This is a genomic window from Brevibacterium jeotgali, from assembly GCF_900169175.1.
Lineage (GTDB): Bacteria > Actinomycetota > Actinomycetes > Actinomycetales > Brevibacteriaceae > Brevibacterium > Brevibacterium jeotgali.
The window spans coordinates 13,463-30,565 of sequence record NZ_FXZM01000009.1 but is presented as its reverse complement, the minus strand read 5'-3'; the positions used below and the strand labels follow the sequence as shown (position 1 = coordinate 30,565).

Sequence of the window (17,103 nt, the reverse complement as noted above, 5' to 3'; positions counted from 1 at the left end):
GTCCGCAGCCTCTGCTTGCATGGTGGACATGAGTGAGCAGAGAAGCCCCGGGAACCTGGCCGACGTCCGACTCATCGAGGTCGATGGGAAGGCGCCGCAGGTCCATGAGACTGCCTTCATCGCGCCCGGTGTCACACTCATCGGCGATGTGACGGTCGGAGCGCGCTCCTCGATCTTCTACGGTTCGGTCCTGCGCGCCGAACGGGCCGCGATCGTGATCGGCGAGGACACCAACGTGCAGGACAGCACCGTCATGCACTGCGACCCGGGCTTCGACGTGACGGTCGGCAGTCGCGTCTCGATCGGGCACGCTGCGATGATCCACGGGTGCACGATCGAGGACGACTGCCTCATCGGCATGTCCACCACCCTGCTCAACGGGGCCGTCGTGGGCTCGTACACGCTGGTCGCGGCGAAGGCGCTCGTGCTCGAGGGCGCATCGATCCCCGGAGGCTCCCTGGTCGCGGGAGTCCCCGGCAAGGTGCGTCGCGAGCTCGACGACGAGGGCCGCGCGCACATCGATCGCAACTGGCGGTCGTACCGCGAACTCGCACAGCTCCACACGGAGAGGTCCCGCATCCTGTGATGGCGACGCTCCTCTGACAGAATGCGGAGTGTGAAGAACGTACTGGATCGCTCGCATAATCGTGTCGTCATCATCGGCGGCGGCCCGGGAGGATATGAGGCCGCACTGATCGGTGCCCAGCTGGGTGCTGACGTGATGCTCATCGAGCGGGACCGCTGCGGCGGTTCCGCTGTCCTCACGGACGTCGTGCCGTCGAAGTCCCTCATCGCCACAGCAGAGGTGATGGGGACGATCCACGATGCCGGCACCTTCGGCCTGCGCGTGCGCGGAGGCGAGTCGGAGACCCCCGTCGTGCCCGACCTCGCCGCGATGAACGAGCGGATCCTCGGCCTCGCGGATGCACAGGCGGACGACATCCACTCCGGCCTCGTCCGCGCTGGGGTCAAAGTCATCAAGGGGACGGCGACGCTCGTGGACCGCAGCACCGTCCACGTGGCGGAGGCCGGCGGCACCGAGTACGACCTCTCCGCAGACACCGTGCTCGTCTCCTCGGGTGCGCACCCCCGCGAACTGCCGACCGCGATTCCTGACGGCGAGCGGATCCTCTCCTGGACGCAGCTCTACGCGCTCGATGAGCTCCCGCCGCACCTCGTGGTCGTGGGCTCGGGAGTCACCGGGGCGGAGTTCGCATCGGCCTACTGCGCGCTGGGCAGCGAGGTCACCCTCGTGTCCTCCCGCGAACGTGTCCTGCCGGGTGAGGACGAGGACGCCGCCGAAGTGGTCGAGGAGGTCTTCCGCTCTCGTGGGATGAATGTCCTGTCGCGATCGCGCGCGGACTCCGTGGAGCGCGACGGCGACGGAGTCGTGGTCACGCTGGCAGACGGCCGGATCGTGCGCGCCTCGCACTGCCTCATGGCGGTCGGCTCGATCCCCAACACGGACGGCATCGGCCTCGAAGAGGCCGGGGTGGCGGTCCAGGAATCGGGCCACATCGTCGTCGACGGAGTCTCGCGCACGTCTGTTCCGGGCGTCTATGCGTCCGGCGACTGCACAGCGGTCCTGCCGCTGGCCTCGGTCGCCGCCATGCAGGGACGGATCGCGATGTTCCACGCACTGGGCGACGCGGTGTTCCCGCTGCGCCTGCGGAACGTCGCGTCGAACGTCTTCACAGCACCGGAGATCGCGACCGTGGGCCTGTCCCAGGCGGACTTCCAGGAGAACGCGTACGAGGTCGAGACGGTGACCCAGCCCCTGCACACGAATGCGCGGGCGAAGATGCTGGGGATCACCGAGGGATTCGTCAAGATCTTCTGCCGCCGCGGTTCGGGCTCAGTGCTGGGCGGGGTCGTCGTGGGCCCGCGGGCGAGTGATCTCATCCTCCCCATCACGATGGCAGTGGAGAATCGTCTCACCGTCGACCAGCTGGCGCGGTCCTTCGTGGTCTACCCGTCGCTGACGGGGTCGCTCACGGAGGCGGCGCGCAAGCTGCACCACCACCAGGCCTGATCCTCGCTGCCCGGGACGGGGCAGCAGGCAGCGGCGGCGAGGGGTCGGTGACGCGGAAGGGTCTGTGACGCGGACAGCGTCACAGACCCTTCCTCATACTGCGGTGATCAGGCCTCGAACTCGACCAGGACGTCGCCTGAGCGGACTCCCGCACCCGGTCCGACCACGACGGAGCGGACGACGGCGTCGTGCGCGGCGGTCAGCGGCTGCTCCATCTTCATCGCCTCGATGACGGCGAGTCGGTCGCCCGCGGTCACCTGATCGCCGGGGGAGACGTCCACGGCGACGATCGTCCCCTGCATCGGTGCGGTCAGGGTGCCCGACGCGGCCGCGGCCTTCGTGCCGCGCCTGGTGACGCGGCGGCTGCGTGACGACGGGCGTGCGCTCGGTGCGGCCAGCGACGCAGGGACGCCGACGACGAGCCGGTGGCCGTCGACCTCGACGACCACGTCGACCTGTTCGGCGGGAGCCTCCGAGTCCCCCGACGGCTGGGGCAGCCGTTCGGCAGACCAGGCCGGCATGAAGTCCTCCTCCAGCCAGCGCGTGGACACGCGCAGCTCCGGGCCGGCGAACTCCGCCGAGTCCGTGAGGCTGCGGTGCAGCGGCAGCAGGGTGGGGAGGCCCTCGAGGGCGAACTCGTCGATCGCCCGCCGACTGCGTGCGAGCGCCGATTCTCGGTCGGGTCCCCACACGATGAGCTTCGCGAGCATCGGGTCGAAGTCCGTGCCGACGACTGTGCCCGTCGCGATGCCGGAGTCCATGCGGACGCCGGGGCCGGACGGTTCGCGGTACCGGGTGATCGTGCCGCAGACGGGAACGAACCCGTGCGTGGGATCCTCCGCGTTGATGCGGAACTGGAACGCGTGCCCGCGCGGTGCGGGGAAGGACTCGGGCAGGGCGGCTCCCGCTGCGATGCGCAGCTGCCAGGCGACGAGGTCGACGCCGGCGACCTCCTCCGTGATGGTGTGCTCGACCTGGATGCGGGCGTTCGCCTCCATGAACGTGATGCGGCCGTCGGCGCCGACGAGGAACTCGCAGGTCGCGGCCCCGACGTAGCCCACGTGGCGCAGGATGTTCACCGAGGCGTCCTCGAGCAGGTGCTCCTGCTCGTCCGTGAGACCGGGTGCCGGGGCCTCTTCGAGGACCTTCTGGTTGCGGCGCTGCATCGTGCAGTCACGGGTGGAGACCACGAGGACACGACCGTGCGCATCCGCGAGGCACTGGGTCTCGACGTGGCGAGGGCGGATGATCTGCTGCTCGATGAGGCAATCGCCGCGGCCGAACGCGGCCTTCGCCTCACGCGACGCCGCTTCGAACGCCGCGGGGAGGGCCTGCGCATCGGCGGCCGTGCGGAATCCGCGCCCGCCGCCGCCGTGCACGGCCTTGATCGCGACGGGGTACCCGATCTCCTCTGCGACGTCCAGTGCCTCCGGGATCGATTCGACGGGTCCGGCGGAGCCCTGGGGGACCGGAGCGCCCACGGCCTGGGCGACGGCGCGTGCCCCCGCCTTGTCGCCGAGTGCGTCGATCGCCGAGGCCGTGGGGCCCACCCAGGTGAGTCCTGCCTCTGCGACGGCGGTGGCGAACTCGCCGCTCTCTGCGAGGTACCCGTATCCGGGGTGGACTGCGTCGGCTCCCGCGCGATGAGCGAGTTCGACCATGGTCGGAATGCTCAGATAGGTCTCTGCGGCACCGCTGCCGTCGAGCCTGTACGCGTCATCTGCGAGCGACACGAACAGTGCGTCGGCGTCGGCGGCCGTATAGGCGGCGACGCTCGCGATGCCCAGGTCACGGCATGCGCGGACGATGCGCAGGGCGATCTCGCCGCGGTTCGCGATGAGGACCCGTCGGACGGGGCGGGGATCGGCGGCGATCAGATCGGGCTGCGACGCTGCGGGTGCTGCGGTCATCGGGTCTCCTCACCGGCGGGTGCGCGTGCGGGCTGCACGAACGGGAACAGCACCGACGAATATAGGGAAGTCCATCGAGCGGTTGTCGGCACCCGACAAAAGGGCGCGGCGCGATTCTCGTCGTCGGTGATGTGGCGCCGGGCGTGTCGGACGCAGCGGCGCCGGCGGTGAGCGGCTGCAGAGGCCCTGCGAGCGGGAACGGGCGGGGCGATCACTGCGGGGTACGGTTCCAGAGGTCGGTCCAGAGGATGTTCATCTCTCCCAGCAGTGTGCGGAGGAGCGGCAGGCTCAGTCCGATCACGTTGTGGTGATCTCCTGCGATGCCGGTGACGAATGCGCCGCCCAGTCCGTCGATCGTGAGCGCGCCCGCGACCTCGAAGGGCTCCGAGGTGGCGATGTAGGCCTCGAGCTCGGCGGCGGTGGGGGAGGCGAGGTGGACGGTCGTCTCTCCGGCGGCTGCGCGACGGGCCCGCACCCTCCAGGGGCCCCGAGCGTGCGGGTCGTCCTTCACCGTCCGGGTGAGGATCCCCACCCAGTGCGCGCTCCAGAGGACCGGGGATGTTCCCGCCATCTCCTGCCAGAGGGCCCTGGTCCTCTCTGCGGTGTGGGGCTTGCCCACGGCGGCCCCGCCCAGCTCCAGCACCGAATCGCAGGCCACGAGGACGACGTCGCCGTCCACGTCGTCGATGTCCGGGACGAGGGAGGGATCTGCGACGAGCCTGTCGACGACGGCCGCCGCCTTCGCCTCGGCGAGGAGGGAGACCAGTGTGCGCACGTCCGCGTGCGGATGTGCGGCTTCGAGTGCATCCTCGTCGACGTTCGGCACGGCGACGAGCGGTTCGATGCCGGCCTCCCGCAGCGTGCGCAGGCGGGAGGGCGAACCGGAGGCCAGCAGCAGGCGGGTCATTCGTCCTCCATCGGATGGCTGTACTGGGGCAGTGCATACCGCTGTGCGATCTCGTGCAGGACCGCGGCGGCGAGCTGTCGGCGGCCCAGGGGGCTGGGGCGCTGGCCGGACGGATCGACCAGTCCCGCGTGCGAGGTGCCCGACAGGATGCGGGTGACCGACAGCGGCAGGGCTCCGGCGGCGAGTGCGGCGAGCCACTGCGAGCCGGCGAGCACGCGCGATGAGCGCCGCAGCACGGTTCGCAGGGGGTTCCTGATCCCCGGGAGGCTGCTGAGATTCGGGCAGCAGAGGACGACGACCGCGAAGCCGGCGCGGTCGAGCCGGGTGAGGGCTGACGACAGGACGCCCAGGGTGATCGAGCCGGTGACCGGGAAGACGATGTCGGCCGTGCCCATCGAGATGACGGCGATCCGCGGTCCGCCGCGGGTGCGCAGATGTGGATCCGCCAGGGCGCGGTCGACCTGGGTGATGAGGGCCTCGGCCCGGGCGGACGGCTCTGCGAAGGCGGACAGGTGCACGGGGGTGCTCAGGAGAGCCGCGAGGCCGCGGCTCAGCAGCCGTGCGGGGTCTCCAGGGGCAGACCCCGCGATCCAGGAATCGCCCAGTACTGCGAGTGCCGCGGCGGGGGAGTCCTCGGCAGCGGAGCCCGCGGTGGGGGAGCCTTCGGCGCTCGCGTCCAGGGAGTCGTCGGTGGCGGAGCCTCCGGTGAGCGGGGGCTCGGCAGTGTCGGTGAGGAACGCGGGCGGTTCGGAGACCATGCGGGTCCCCGGGGCATCCTGTGCGTCCGCGGCTGCGGCGAACGCGCGGCGCAGTCGCCCGGCCTGGAGTCGGAGGAGACCCGATGCGGCGCCTGCCAGGAGAGCGGGCCCTGCGACGGTGCACAGCAGGCCGACGGCCGTCTTTCGCCGCATGCGCACGCTCCTCGATCCGATCACCCGGGTAGACGGTGGGCACGCCTTTCGAAGCCACCGCTGGGTCAGCCTATCGGTCCGGCGGGACCTCTCAGGCGAACATCCCCGATCGCGGTGATTCCGGCATATAGCATGGCGCCATGGCGAACGACAGGCGACCTGACTTCACGAAGCGGATCCTCGGTGCATGGGAGGGCTTCAGGAACCTCCGCGACGGTGCCGCCCAGAATCCCGGCGGAGTGCTCCTGGGTGCGCCGCCCACAGGGCCGATGACCTTTGCGGAGCCCACTGCAGACGAACGGGGTCGGGGGGCGTACGAACCCTACGTCTCGCCGCCGTTCCGCCTGGCTGCGGCCTGGAGCTGGCGATTGATCGTCGTGGTCGTCGCGCTGGGCGGACTGTTCTGGCTCATGTCGACGGTGTCCCTGGTGCTGCTGCCCGCACTCATCGCACTGCTCCTGGCGGCGCTGCTGACCCCCGTCCATTCGCTCCTCGTGCGGCTCGGGTGGCCGCGGGCCCTGTCCGCCGGAAGCGTCTTCGTGGGCTTCCTCATCCTCGTCACGGGCACGATCACCCTGGTGGGACAGCAGATCGTCGTGGGCTTCGGGGAGCTGTCAGGACAGGTCGTCGCCGGTTTCACGACGATCAGCGACTGGCTGAACTCGAACCCCTTCGGCCTGGACTCGTCGATCATCTCCGGGTACATCGACGAAGGCCTGGAGCAGGGCATCGCCTACCTCGAGGAGAACGCCTCGAACCTGGTCGGCGGTGCCGCGGGCGCGGTGTCGTCGGTGGGCACATTCGCCACGGGTCTCCTGCTCACGCTCTTCACCGCGTTCTTCTTCCTCTATGACGGCCGCCGCATGTTCACGTGGGCCGTCCGGCTCATGCCCAGGCCTGCTCGCGCGAAGACGGAGGGCGCGGCGCTGCGAGGGTGGCAGACCCTCGTCCAGTACGTGCGCGTGCAGATCATCGTCGCCGGAGTCGACGCGGTCGGCATCGGCATCGGTGCGCTCGTGCTGGGCATCCCGCTGGCCATTCCGCTCACGGTGCTCGTCTTCCTGGCCTCATTCATCCCGATCGTGGGTGCGGTGGCCACCGGCATCATCGCCGTCGTCGTGGCGCTCGTGTCGCAGGGCCTCGTATCCGCTCTCATCATGTTGGGCGTCGTGCTGGTGGTGCAGCAGATCGAGGGCAACGTCCTCCAGCCGTTCATCATGGGCAAGGCGGTGAGCGTCCACCCGCTCGCCGTCGTCCTCGCGGTGGCCGCCGGTGCGTTCCTGTTCGGCATCGCCGGTGCGCTGTTCGCGGTGCCCGTCATCGCGGTCGCGAACACCGTCGTGCGCTTCCTCGCCGGCGACGACGTGTTCGCCGAAGCGGATGAGAAGGACAGACCGGACGACGACGAACCGCCCCGGCACGATCCGGACCCGAGCGCCTCCCGGCCGCGGGTGGCGGCCCCGGTCGCCGCAGGGGCACCGGGATCCGCGGGCGAGCCCACCGTGCCCCCCGCATCCGCCCGCTCCACCTTCGGGGATGAGCAGTCGCGCGATCGCTCTGCGAGGTCCGGTGCCGTCGGGGGCTCGGGGGAAGAGCCCGGCGCGGCGGGGGAGCGCGGCCCGGTGGGAGGGCGCAGACCCACCGGTGGGCCCGCAGCGAGCGATGAGCCGCGCTCAGTCGATCACGACAGCGCCGATCATGGTGGTGCCCCTGCAGATGGTGCCGACGGCAGGTCTGACGACGGGCCGGAACGCCGCTGACTGGAGCATCAGTACTATGAGTCGGCCTCATGGAGAACGCAGGTGGCCCGCACGGTGCATTCCGTGCGGGCCACCTGCGTTCTGAGTGCCGCGGAGCGGCTCACCTGATCAGTTGTACGGTTCGACCTTGTCGACCGTCACAGAGATCGACTTGCCGTTCGGAGCCTCGTAGGACGTCGACTCGCCGATCTTCGTGCCGTTGACAGCGCCGCCGAGCGGTGATGCCTCGGAGAACACGTCGATGTCCGTGTTCGCGCCGGCGATCTCGCGCGAACCCAGCAGGAATCGCATCTCACGGCCGGCGACGGTCGCTGTGATGACGGTGCCGGGGGAGGCGGCGCTCAGGTCCGAACTCGCTTCGCCGACAGTCGCATGTCGCAGGAGGTGCTCCAGCTGGCGGATGCGGGCTTCGATCTTGCCCTGCTCCTCCCGCGCCGCGTGATAACCGCCGTTCTCCTTGAGGTCGCCCTCTTCGCGGGCGGAGTCGATCTTCTCAGCGATCTCCGCGCGTCCGGGGCCCTGCAGGGTCTCGAGCTCCTTGGAGAGGCGGTCGAAGGCCTCCTGGCTCAGCCAGGTCTCTTCGCCGATGACCTCTTCCGTCATTGGTCCTCCTCGTGTGCGAGAGGCCCGCAGGGGATGCGGGCCTCGGTCTGCGGACCCGATGGTCCGCGTAGGACAGTGAATGATCCCGGAGGGCGGGACGCCATCCGGGATCGTTCCTGAAGTCGCGATTCTACCGCGTCATGTCGTCGGTCACAAGGTTGCCTGCACCGCAGGAGTCCGTGCCGATCCGTACCGGAAGCTCAGATCTGCGGGCGGGATGCTCAGATCTGCGGGTCGTCGGCGTACCAGCACGACTCGTGGTGGCCGGACGCGGCCAGCTGGGTGGTCGTGATGTCCGTGGTCACCACGTGCGGGGTCGACGAGTCAGCCGCAGGGTCCGCCGGAACGTCGATCTCTGTGTACCCCACGACCGCGTCGTGGACACTGACGGCGCGCACCGCGCAGACGATGTCGCGGGCGTCATCGGGCTGGACGGCGATCGTGGCGCGGGTCAGTGTCGAGTCGACGACCTCGTAGCTCACGTCCTTCGTGCCGTCCGGCGTGGGGCCGGGGGCCAGTCCGTACCACGCGGCCACGCCGCTCGCGGCTGCCAGGCCGACGACGGTGGCGATGATCGCGGGACGGGACATCCGGCGACGCCCCGACGGCTGGGGGCTGGCATGGGATGAGCGCCTCCCGTAGCGGGAGCTGAGATCGGCGGTGGCTGTCACGCCCTCCATTGTCCCAGACTCGCCTGGGAGCGGAGCGTGCGGGACGAGCGGGGCGGTGTGGGGCGATGAACACCCGACCGATTGGGCGGGCGGTCAGTGCGGCGACTACCCTGGAGGGGTCTGTGCGCGCGGGCCCGCGCGCGAGCAAGCGAGCATCATGCGCCTCAATGCGCCGACCGGAGGTCAGCCGTCCATGCGGGATCGTTCCCACACCACCACCCCCTACGAGGGTCTCAGGCTCTTGGCGATCCACGCGCACCCTGATGACGAAGCGTCGAAGGGCGCCGCGACCAGTGCGAAGTACGCTGCGCTGGGGGCCCGCGTCATGGTGGTGACGATGACCGGCGGTGAGGCCGGTGACATCCTCAACCCCGCGCTGGAGGGTTCGCCCGCCGCGATCCGTGACATCGCAGGCCTGCGTCGCGAGGAGATGGCGAAGGCCGCGCGGACGCTGGGCGTCGAGCACGTGTGGGCCGGCTACGTCGATTCGGGGCTTCCCGACGGCGATCCGGACGAGCTCACACCGCGCGGCAGCTTCTACCGCGTGCCCATCGAGGTCTCCGCTCGGACCCTCGTGTCCGTCATCCGCCGGTTCCGCCCGCATGTGGCCACGACGTACGACGAGCTGGGCGGCTACCCCCACCCCGACCACATCCGCACGCACGACGTGTCGATGGTGGCTCTGGAGCGCGCGGCGCAGAGTGATGCGAATCCGGAGCTGGGCGATCCGTGGCGTGTGCAGAAGGTGTACTTCAATCAGGACCTCTCCGCTCGGAAGTTCCTCGAGATCCACCGACTCATCGAGGCGGAGGGAGGGGAATCGCCCTTCGCAGAGCAGCTGGAATGGTTCGCCAAGCGGGACGAGGAGCGGCACACCTGGCTGACGGCCCGCGTGCACAGCGGAGAGTTCTTCCCCCACCGCGACCAGGCTCTCATCGCCCATGCGACCCAGATCGATCCGAATGGCGGCTTCTTCTCCGGCGGACGCGCTGCTGCTCGGAAGCACTGGCTCACCGAGGAGTTCGAACTCGCCCATGACAGCACCGGGCGGCCCCCGTTGGACCGCTCGCAGGACTTCATCGAGTCCGACCTCTTCGCCGGGGTGACGGATGATGACGGGGACGCCGTGCCGGACGACCTCCTGCCGGATGCCGTCGAGCCCGCTGCCCTGGAGGAGGACCGTTGATCGCACTCATCGTCGCAGCCGCGACTGAACCGCCTGCTGAGGGCGGCTACCCCGACGCAGAGGTGGTGACTCCGGGCACGATCGGGTTCTTGGCGACGTTCTTCCTGGCCACCGCCGTCGTCCTGCTGGCCCGCAGCCTCGTGAAGCGCCAGCGCAGGATGCGGGCGCGGGCGGGTGTGGTCCGCTATCACCCGATCCCGATCGAGCGCGGTCCCAGGACGGGCCCCCAGAACACGGGGACCCTGGACGGCAGCGATGCTCCGGAGCAGGGGACCGAGGCGCCGGCAGGAACGTCAGCCGGCGACGAACCGCGTCAGTAGGCGAACCGCGTCAGTAGGCGTGTGACGCGGCGACCAGCAGCGCCGCGAGGTGGCAGCTGTAGCCCAGCACCGTGAAGGTGTGGAAGATCTCGTGGAAGCCGAACACCGTGGGCGAGGGATTGGGGCGCTTGAGGCCGTAGACGACTGCGCCGGCGATGTAGAGGGCCCCTCCGGTGACGACGAGGATCCCCACCGGCAGGCTCTCCATCCAGATGCCCGGGACGTAGCCCACACCGGCGAGTCCGATGCCCACGTAGACGGGGACGAAGAGCCAGCGCGGGGCCGTCGTCCAGAGGACGCGGAAGAGGACGCCCACGATCGCGGCCGACCACATGGTGACCAGGAGCGCGGTCTGAGCGGTCCCTTCGAGGCAGAGGACTGCCAGCGGGGTGTACGTGCCCGCGATGATGAGGAAGATGTTCGCGTGGTCGAAGCGACGCAGCATCAGCCGGATCCGCATCCGCCAGCGACCCGCGTGATAGACGGCGGATGTGCCGAACAGCAGCATGCCGGTCACGGTGAAGAGAGCCGCGGCGATCCGCGAGGCGATCGTCGGGGCGACGATGACGAGGGCCAGACCGCCGAGCAGACTCACCGGGAACGCGCCGGCATGGATCCAGCCGCGCCAGCTGGGGCGGATCTGTCCCGCGAGTTTGGTGAGCTCGTGGCGCAGGGCAGTGCGCCTGCGGGCGCCGCGGACGGGCTTCGCAGCCGGATTGTCGCTGAGCGCGGGATCGCCCGCGGACGCGGACGAGGCGTCGTTCGGGTGCTCCAGAAGGTCCATACTCCGATAGTAGGGTGATTCTCTGGGAAGCACCTCACCCCAAGGAGAGAGAATCTATGCCGACATCGCCGCGCTCGTGGCTGTACCGGCTGTACAACCGGCGCATAGCCGCGGGGCTGGAGCCTTCGGGGCGGCTGCCGCGCCACGTGGGTGTCATCACGGACGGCAACCGTCGGTGGGCCAAGGAGTTCGGCACGACGACGGAGGACGGGCACAGGGCCGGCGCGAAGCGGATCGTCGAGTTCATCGGCTGGTGCGACGAGCTGGGGATCGAGGTCGTCACCCTGTATGTGCTGTCGAAGGAGAACCTTCAGCGCGCGGATGATGAAGTCGAAGCGCTCGGGACGATCATCGCGGACATGGTCGATGACATCGCGCAGCGCGACGGCATCGAGGTGAACCTCGTGGGTGACCTGGCACTGCTGCCCCAGCCGCTGCGTGCGCGGCTGGAAGGCGCTGTGGAGGCGTCCACCGACCATGCTCGCGCACGGGTGCGGGTGAACATCGCAGCAGGCTACGGCGGTCGGCAGGAGATCGTCACCGCGGTCCGCGAACTGCTGCGGGAGAGCCTGGATGAGGGGCGGCCGCTCGAGGACGCGATTGAATCCGTCACGGAGGACGGGATCTCCGAGCATCTCTACACCAAGGGGCAGCCGGACCCGGATCTGATCATCCGCTCCTCCGGCGAGCAGCGGCTGTCCGGATTCCTCATCTGGCAGAGCGCCTACACCGAGTTCTACTTCTGCGAGGCGTACTGGCCCGCCTTCCGACGCACCGATTTCCTGCGCGCACTGCGTTCGTACGCGGAGCGGAACCGGCGCTACGGCAAGTAGCGGATTCAGGACGCGTTCACCCGATGGCCATGAGACCCGCCCGCCGCGTCCGACCGCGGGGGCACGGACGCGGCTAGCGTGGTGGTGTCGGCAGAAAGCCGGCTCCGGGGCAGGGCCCCGTCGGGGAAGGACAGGGACACGGCCTCGGACGTCGATGCTTGAAGGGGAGCTCGCCCGTGAGCGGAACCGTCACCTACGTCCTCGATACCTCGGTCCTCCTGTCGGATCCGCGCGCGATGCTGCGGTTCGCGGAGCACGAGGTCGTCATCCCACTGGTGGTCGTCTCTGAGCTGGAGGGCAAGAGACACCACCCGGAGCTCGGCTACACCGCGCGCCGCGCACTTGCGATCCTCGACGAGATGCGGGAGGAGCACGGCAGACTCGATCGTCCGTTCCCGGTCGGGGAGGAGGGCGGATCTCTGCGTGTCGAGATCAACAACGTGGACACGACCCACCTGCCGCGCACCTTCGACAGAGCGGAGAACGACACGCGGATCCTCGCGGTCGCCCGCAATCTGCAGGCGGAGGGGTCCACCGTCGTCGTCGTGACGAAGGACGTGCCGATGCGTGTGAAGGCGGCCTCGCTGGGGCTGCAGGCCCAGCAGTATCTCAATGAGCAGGCCGGCGATTCGAGCTTCACCGGAATGTCGTCCCTGGGCCTCGACGAGGAGGAGATGTCGACCCTGTTCGACGAGGGCTGGCTGCAGACCGATGCCGTGGCGCACGAATCGGTCAACACGGGCCTCGTGCTGACGAGCCCCCGTGGTTCCGGGCTGGCACGCGTCGTCGGGGACGATCGGATCCGTCTGGTCCGCGGTGATCAGTCGGTGTTCGGGGTCCACGGGCGGTCTGCGGAGCAGCGCATCGCGATCGATGCGCTCACCGATGAGTCCGTGGGCATCGTGAGTATGGGCGGACGGGCAGGCACCGGCAAGTCTGCGCTGGCGCTCATGGCGGGTCTGCAGGCCGTGCTCGAGGACCACAGCCATCAGTCCATCAAGGTCTTCCGACCGCTCTACGCGGTGGGCGGTCAGAATCTGGGCTACCTGCCCGGCTCCGAGGGCGACAAGATGAACCCCTGGGCGGAGGCGGTGTTCGACACCCTGGGGGCGCTGGTGAGCCAGAACGTCATCGACGAGGTGCTCCACCGGGGGATCCTCGAGGTCCTGCCGCTCACACACATCCGGGGACGCTCGCTGCACGACTCCTTCGTCATCGTCGACGAGGCGCAGTCACTGGAGCGGACCGTTCTGCTCACGGTGCTGTCCCGGCTGGGAGAGAACTCCCGCGTCATCCTGACGCACGACGTCGCTCAGCGCGACAACCTGCGGGTGGGGCGGCACGACGGGATCACCGCCGTCATCGACCGCCTGACCGGGCATCCGCTGTTCGCGCACTACACGCTCGTCCGTTCCGAGCGGTCCGCGATCGCCGCGCTGGTGACCGAGGTGCTCGAGGAGGCCGAACTGGTGTGAGTGAGGCCGGCTGAGGCGTCGTGACGTCGTTTCCGCACGTCGAGACGTCACTGTGGCACGTGGAAGCGGCGATTCGTGTGCAGAAGCGACGGCTCGATCGCCTGGATCCGGCTGAGAGCACATGACACCCCCGGGAGGAATCCTTCCGGGGGTGTCATGTGCTCTGGATCGAGGCGCGGCGTGTGCGCCTCAGCAGAACATGCTCAGCGAGCCGTGCTCAGCGGTACTCGCCGATCATCGTCGTGACGTCGAGGGCCGCGTCGAGCTGCTCCTCCGTGAGGGAGCCGTCCTCGACGAAGCCCAGCGCGATCGTCGCCTCCTTGACCGTGACCTTCTCCGCCACGGCGTACTTGGCGATCTTCGCGGCCGATTCGTAGCCGATCACCTTGTTGAGCGGCGTGACGATCGAGGGCGAGGCCTCCGCGAGGAAGCGTGCGCGCTCCTCATTCGCGGTGAGCCCGTCGATCATCTTCTCCGCCATGACCCGCGAGGTGTTGGCGAGCAGGCGAACCGATTCGAGCAGGTTCGCGGCCATGACCGGGATTCCCACGTTGAGTTCGAAGGCGCCGTTGGTCGAGGAGAGCGACACGGTGGTGTCGTTGCCGATGACCTGGGCGGCGGCCTGGATGGCTGCCTCGCAGATGACGGGGTTGACCTTGCCCGGCATGATCGACGAGCCCGGCTGCAGGTCGGGGATCTGGAGTTCTCCCAGACCCGTGTTGGGGCCCGAACCCATCCAGCGCAGGTCGTTGTTGATCTTCATGAAGCCGTACGCGATGGTGCGCAGCTGGCCGGAGACCTCGACGAGTCCGTCGCGGTTCGCCTGTGCCTCGAAGTGATTGCGCGCCTCCGTGATGGGCAGGCCGGTCTGCTCGGCGAGGAGCTCGACGACCCGGGCGGAGAAGCCTGCGGGGGTGTTGATGCCCGTGCCGACCGCTGTGCCGCCCTGCGGGACCTCCGTGACGCGGGGGAGCGAGGCGTCGATGCGCTCGATGCCGTAGCGGACCTGTGCGGCGTAGCCGCCGAATTCCTGCCCGAGCGTCACCGGCGTGGCATCCATGAGGTGCGTGCGACCGGACTTCACGATGTCGCGGAACTCCTCCGCCTTCTTCTCCAGCGAGGTCGCGAGCACGTCGAGTGCCGGCTGCAGGTCCTTCACCAGTGCGTTCGCGACGGCGACGTGGACGGAGGTCGGGAACACGTCGTTCGACGACTGCGAGGCGTTGACGTGGTCGTTCGGATGCACCTGGACGTCGGTGCCCTCGAGCTCGCGGTTCGCGAGCGTCGAGAGGACCTCGTTGGTGTTCATGTTGGACGAGGTGCCCGAACCGGTCTGGAAGACATCGATCGGGAAGTGGGCGTCGTAGTCGCCGGCGATCACCTTGTCCGCCGCGGTGCGGATCGCCGCGGCGCGCTGGGCGTCGAGGACGTCCAGTTCCTCGTTCGCGGAGGCGGCGGCCTTCTTCACCTGGGCGAGTGCGGCGATGTGCTCGCTCTCGAGCGTCTTGCCGGAGATCGGGAAGTTCTCCACCGCACGCTGTGTCTGTGCGCTGTACAGGGCGTCAGCGGGGACCTTCACTTCGCCCATCGTGTCGTGCTCGATGCGGTATTCCTGCGTCATTCTTTCCTTCACTCCTCGAAGTCAGGGGGTGCGGCATCTGGTGGGTGCGTGCAGCGCGTCTGCGGCCGGGGGCCGTCGGTGCGCTGGAGGGTCGGGTCAGGTTCGGGTGAGGAGATCGACCGGAATGCCGTTGGCGTCCACGATCGGTCCGAGGTGCGACACGGTGTTCACGCGACCGTCGTCCAGCCGGTAGGTGAGGCCCACGATCTCCAGACGGCCTTCGCGCAGGGCCCGCTTGATGAGCGGAGAGCGCTGGGGGATGCGGTGGACGGTGTCGATCGTGTTCTGCGTGACGGCGCCGGGGATGCCCTCGCGGCCCTGTGCGCGGGCGTGGGCGACGGACGGCATGATGCGGGCGACGAGATCGTCGATGTACCCGCCCGGCGTCTCTCCGGAGTCGAACGAATCGTGTGCGGCGGTCACCGCCCCGCAGCTGTCGTGACCGAGCACCACCAGGAGCGGGGTGCTGAGGAGGTCGACGGCGTACTCCAGGGTGCCCAGCACGACGCCGTCCGTGACCTGGCCCGCAGTCCGGATGACGAACATCTCGCCGAGGCCCACGTCGAAGATCATCTCTGCTGCGACGCGGGAGTCGGAGCAGCCGAAGAGCGAGACGAACGGCTCCTGCGTGTTCGCGAGCGCGTTGCGACGGTCTGCCCCCTGGTTCGGGTGCAGGGGCGTGCCGGAGACGAACCGTTCGTTCCCGTCGAGGACGGCCTGGAGCGCGTCCTTGGGCGTCATGAAGCGACGTGCGGGATTCGTGCGCTCGATGCGCCTGTCCGCGGAGGCCTCCGGCTGCGCCTCCGTCGACTCTGCGGCCTCGGAACCCGTCGTCGGCTGTGTCGTGTCCGCCATCAGACGAGGCCCCGCCGTGCGGCTTCGCGCGCGGCTTCCTCGTAGGAGTGCGTCTTGTCCGGACGGTGCTCGGCGTAGACGTTGCGGACCGTTCCCGACTTCGATCGCATGACGAGCGAGTGGGTGTGGACCCGGTCGCCCTCGTACCGGACGCCGTCCAACAGGTCGCCGGCGCTGATGCCCGTCGCGACGAAGTAGGTGTTGTCGCCGCTGACCAGATCATCCGTCGAGAGCACGGTGTCGAGGTCGAGTCCGTGCTCGACGGCGTTCTGGCGCTCTTCGTCGGACTGCGGCCACAGGCGTCCCTGGATCACGCCGCCGAGCGCCTTGATCGCGCACGCGGTGATGATGCCCTCCGGCGTTCCGCCGATGCCCAGCAGCATGTCGATGCCCGTGCCGGGGCGCACGGCCGCGATGGCACCCGCGACGTCGCCGTCGGTGATGAGGCGGATGCGGGCGCCGGCTTCGCGGACCTGGTCGATCATCGCTTCGTGGCGCGGGCGGTCCAGGATCGTGACCGTGACGTTCTTGGTGTCCGTGCCCTTCGCCTTGGCGGCGCGGCGGATGTTCTCGCCGACCGGCAGCCGCAGGTCGACGACATCGGCGATCTCCGCACCGGCCACGAGCTTCTCCATGTAGAAGACGGCTGACGGGTCGAGCATCGCGCCGGCCTCTGCGACCGCCATGACGGAGATCGCGCCGGGCATCCCACGGGCGGTGAGCGTCGTGCCCTCGACGGGGTCGACTGCCACGTCGACCTGGGCGCCGGAGCCGTCGCCCACGCGTTCGCCGTTGAAGAGCATCGGGGCTTCGTCCTTCTCGCCCTCACCGATGACGACGGTGCCGTCCATGCTCACGCTCGACAGCACGTTGCGCATGGCTGCGACCGCTGCGCCGTCTGCTGCGAGCTTGTCGCCGCGGCCCACCCACGGTCCGGCGGCGATGGCCGCCGCCTCCGTGACGCGCACGAGTTCGAGCGCGAGGTTGCGATCGGGAGAGCCCTCCTGGATGCGCAGGCGCTCGGACCACGAATCCGTCACGGTGACCGGGGGCGCGTCCGGATCGCCGCGTCCTCCGGCGTGGTGAGCCTTGACGGGGGCGTCGTCGCCGGGGGACGTGGGCGCGGAGTTGTCTGCCATGCCACTCATTGTGCCACTTGCCCGGGCTGGACCCGACGCTGGATCGTCGCGGCGGGACGGCGATTGGTCGTCGTGCGGTGAGACGGGGGACAATGC

Annotated in this window: 16 protein-coding genes; 7 read left to right on the top strand and 9 right to left on the bottom strand. The window is 69.3% G+C overall.

Annotated features, from left to right (window positions below; genetic code table 11):
* Positions 1-28: 28 nt before the first annotated feature.
* Positions 29-586, top strand: a complete 558-nt coding sequence (locus tag BJEO58_RS09830) for a gamma carbonic anhydrase family protein (protein ID WP_101589302.1) — start codon at positions 29-31, stop codon at positions 584-586.
* A 30-nt stretch (positions 587-616) separates the two neighbouring features.
* Complete coding sequence (locus BJEO58_RS09825; RefSeq protein ID WP_246076054.1) at positions 617-2,032, top strand: NAD(P)H-quinone dehydrogenase; 1,416 nt, start codon at positions 617-619, stop codon at positions 2,030-2,032.
* Positions 2,033-2,139: 107 nt separating this feature from the next.
* Here the strand turns inward: BJEO58_RS09825 and BJEO58_RS09820 are convergent, their stop codons facing one another.
* The 3 genes from BJEO58_RS09820 to BJEO58_RS09810 all read right to left on the bottom strand — a co-directional run bounded on the left by BJEO58_RS09820 (position 2,140) and on the right by BJEO58_RS09810 (position 5,760).
* The gene (locus BJEO58_RS09820) at positions 2,140-3,942 is read right to left on the bottom strand and encodes an acetyl/propionyl/methylcrotonyl-CoA carboxylase subunit alpha (protein WP_101589300.1); all 1,803 of its coding nucleotides are present in this window, start codon (positions 3,940-3,942) and stop codon (positions 2,140-2,142) included.
* A 211-nt stretch (positions 3,943-4,153) separates the two neighbouring features.
* Positions 4,154-4,849: a Maf family protein gene (locus BJEO58_RS09815; protein WP_101589299.1), complete on the bottom strand. Its 696-nt coding sequence runs from the start codon at positions 4,847-4,849 to the stop codon at positions 4,154-4,156.
* Positions 4,846-5,760 (bottom strand): SGNH/GDSL hydrolase family protein, encoded by a 915-nt coding sequence (locus BJEO58_RS09810; protein WP_101589298.1) that lies wholly within the window; start codon positions 5,758-5,760, stop codon positions 4,846-4,848. The genes BJEO58_RS09815 and BJEO58_RS09810 overlap by 4 nt, the downstream gene beginning before the upstream one ends.
* A 140-nt stretch (positions 5,761-5,900) precedes the next feature.
* On the opposite strand from BJEO58_RS09810, the gene BJEO58_RS09805 reads away from it, so the two are divergent.
* The gene (locus tag BJEO58_RS09805; protein ID WP_246076053.1) at positions 5,901-7,520 is read left to right on the top strand and encodes an AI-2E family transporter; all 1,620 of its coding nucleotides are present in this window, start codon (positions 5,901-5,903) and stop codon (positions 7,518-7,520) included.
* A 108-nt stretch (positions 7,521-7,628) separates the two neighbouring features.
* Here the strand turns inward: BJEO58_RS09805 and greA are convergent, their stop codons facing one another.
* Together greA and BJEO58_RS09795 are read right to left on the bottom strand one after the other, a co-directional pair.
* The gene (gene greA / locus BJEO58_RS09800) at positions 7,629-8,123 is read right to left on the bottom strand and encodes a transcription elongation factor GreA (RefSeq protein ID WP_101589297.1); all 495 of its coding nucleotides are present in this window, start codon (positions 8,121-8,123) and stop codon (positions 7,629-7,631) included.
* 221 nt (positions 8,124-8,344) lie between these two features.
* Complete coding sequence (locus tag BJEO58_RS09795; RefSeq protein ID WP_180951903.1) at positions 8,345-8,794, bottom strand: DUF4307 domain-containing protein; 450 nt, start codon at positions 8,792-8,794, stop codon at positions 8,345-8,347.
* Between the two features lie 193 nt (positions 8,795-8,987).
* On the opposite strand from BJEO58_RS09795, the gene mca reads away from it, so the two are divergent.
* Positions 8,988-9,980, top strand: a complete 993-nt coding sequence (gene mca / locus BJEO58_RS09790; protein ID WP_101589417.1) for a mycothiol conjugate amidase Mca — start codon at positions 8,988-8,990, stop codon at positions 9,978-9,980.
* Positions 9,977-10,300: a hypothetical protein gene (locus BJEO58_RS09785; protein WP_101589295.1), complete on the top strand. Its 324-nt coding sequence runs from the start codon at positions 9,977-9,979 to the stop codon at positions 10,298-10,300. Before mca ends, BJEO58_RS09785 begins: the two co-directional genes overlap by 4 nt.
* A gap of 10 nt (positions 10,301-10,310) precedes the next feature.
* On the opposite strand, the gene trhA is transcribed toward BJEO58_RS09785, so the two are convergent.
* Positions 10,311-11,084, bottom strand: a complete 774-nt coding sequence (gene trhA, locus BJEO58_RS09780) for a PAQR family membrane homeostasis protein TrhA (protein WP_101589294.1) — start codon at positions 11,082-11,084, stop codon at positions 10,311-10,313.
* Positions 11,085-11,140: 56 nt separating this feature from the next.
* Here trhA and BJEO58_RS09775 point away from each other — a divergent pair, with 56 nt between their 5' ends.
* Together BJEO58_RS09775 and phoH2 are read left to right on the top strand one after the other, a co-directional pair.
* Positions 11,141-11,917, top strand: a complete 777-nt coding sequence (locus BJEO58_RS09775; protein WP_101589293.1) for an isoprenyl transferase — start codon at positions 11,141-11,143, stop codon at positions 11,915-11,917.
* A gap of 176 nt (positions 11,918-12,093) precedes the next feature.
* Entirely contained in the window at positions 12,094-13,392 is a 1,299-nt protein-coding gene (gene phoH2, locus BJEO58_RS09770; RefSeq protein WP_101589292.1) for an RNA 5'-3' helicase PhoH2, read from the top strand.
* 217 nt (positions 13,393-13,609) lie between these two features.
* Here the strand turns inward: phoH2 and BJEO58_RS09765 are convergent, their stop codons facing one another.
* The 3 genes from BJEO58_RS09765 to glpX form a co-directional block, all read right to left on the bottom strand.
* Complete coding sequence (locus BJEO58_RS09765) at positions 13,610-15,013, bottom strand: class II fumarate hydratase (RefSeq protein ID WP_101589291.1); 1,404 nt, start codon at positions 15,011-15,013, stop codon at positions 13,610-13,612.
* Positions 15,014-15,109: 96 nt separating this feature from the next.
* A complete protein-coding gene (locus BJEO58_RS09760) occupies positions 15,110-15,871 on the bottom strand; it encodes a carbonic anhydrase (RefSeq protein ID WP_373270415.1) in 762 nt (253 codons plus the stop codon).
* Positions 15,868-17,007: a class II fructose-bisphosphatase gene (glpX, locus tag BJEO58_RS09755; protein ID WP_087004810.1), complete on the bottom strand. Its 1,140-nt coding sequence runs from the start codon at positions 17,005-17,007 to the stop codon at positions 15,868-15,870. Before glpX ends, BJEO58_RS09760 begins: the two co-directional genes overlap by 4 nt.
* Between the last annotated feature and the right edge of the window lie 96 nt (positions 17,008-17,103).

Coding starts and splice junctions, on each gene's coding strand:
- BJEO58_RS09830 (WP_101589302.1), top strand. CDS start 29: ATGAGTGAGCAGAGAAGCCCCGGGAACCTGGCCGACGTCCGACTCATC.
- BJEO58_RS09820 (WP_101589300.1), bottom strand. CDS start 3,942: ATGACCGCAGCACCCGCAGCGTCGCAGCCCGATCTGATCGCCGCCGAT.
- BJEO58_RS09815 (WP_101589299.1), bottom strand. CDS start 4,849: ATGACCCGCCTGCTGCTGGCCTCCGGTTCGCCCTCCCGCCTGCGCACG.
- BJEO58_RS09810 (WP_101589298.1), bottom strand. CDS start 5,760: ATGCGGCGAAAGACGGCCGTCGGCCTGCTGTGCACCGTCGCAGGGCCC.
- BJEO58_RS09805 (WP_246076053.1), top strand. CDS start 5,901: ATGGCGAACGACAGGCGACCTGACTTCACGAAGCGGATCCTCGGTGCA.
- greA (WP_101589297.1), bottom strand. CDS start 8,123: ATGACGGAAGAGGTCATCGGCGAAGAGACCTGGCTGAGCCAGGAGGCC.
- mca (WP_101589417.1), top strand. CDS start 8,988: ATGCGGGATCGTTCCCACACCACCACCCCCTACGAGGGTCTCAGGCTC.
- trhA (WP_101589294.1), bottom strand. CDS start 11,084: ATGGACCTTCTGGAGCACCCGAACGACGCCTCGTCCGCGTCCGCGGGC.
- BJEO58_RS09775 (WP_101589293.1), top strand. CDS start 11,141: ATGCCGACATCGCCGCGCTCGTGGCTGTACCGGCTGTACAACCGGCGC.
- BJEO58_RS09765 (WP_101589291.1), bottom strand. CDS start 15,013: ATGACGCAGGAATACCGCATCGAGCACGACACGATGGGCGAAGTGAAG.
- glpX (WP_087004810.1), bottom strand. CDS start 17,007: ATGGCAGACAACTCCGCGCCCACGTCCCCCGGCGACGACGCCCCCGTC.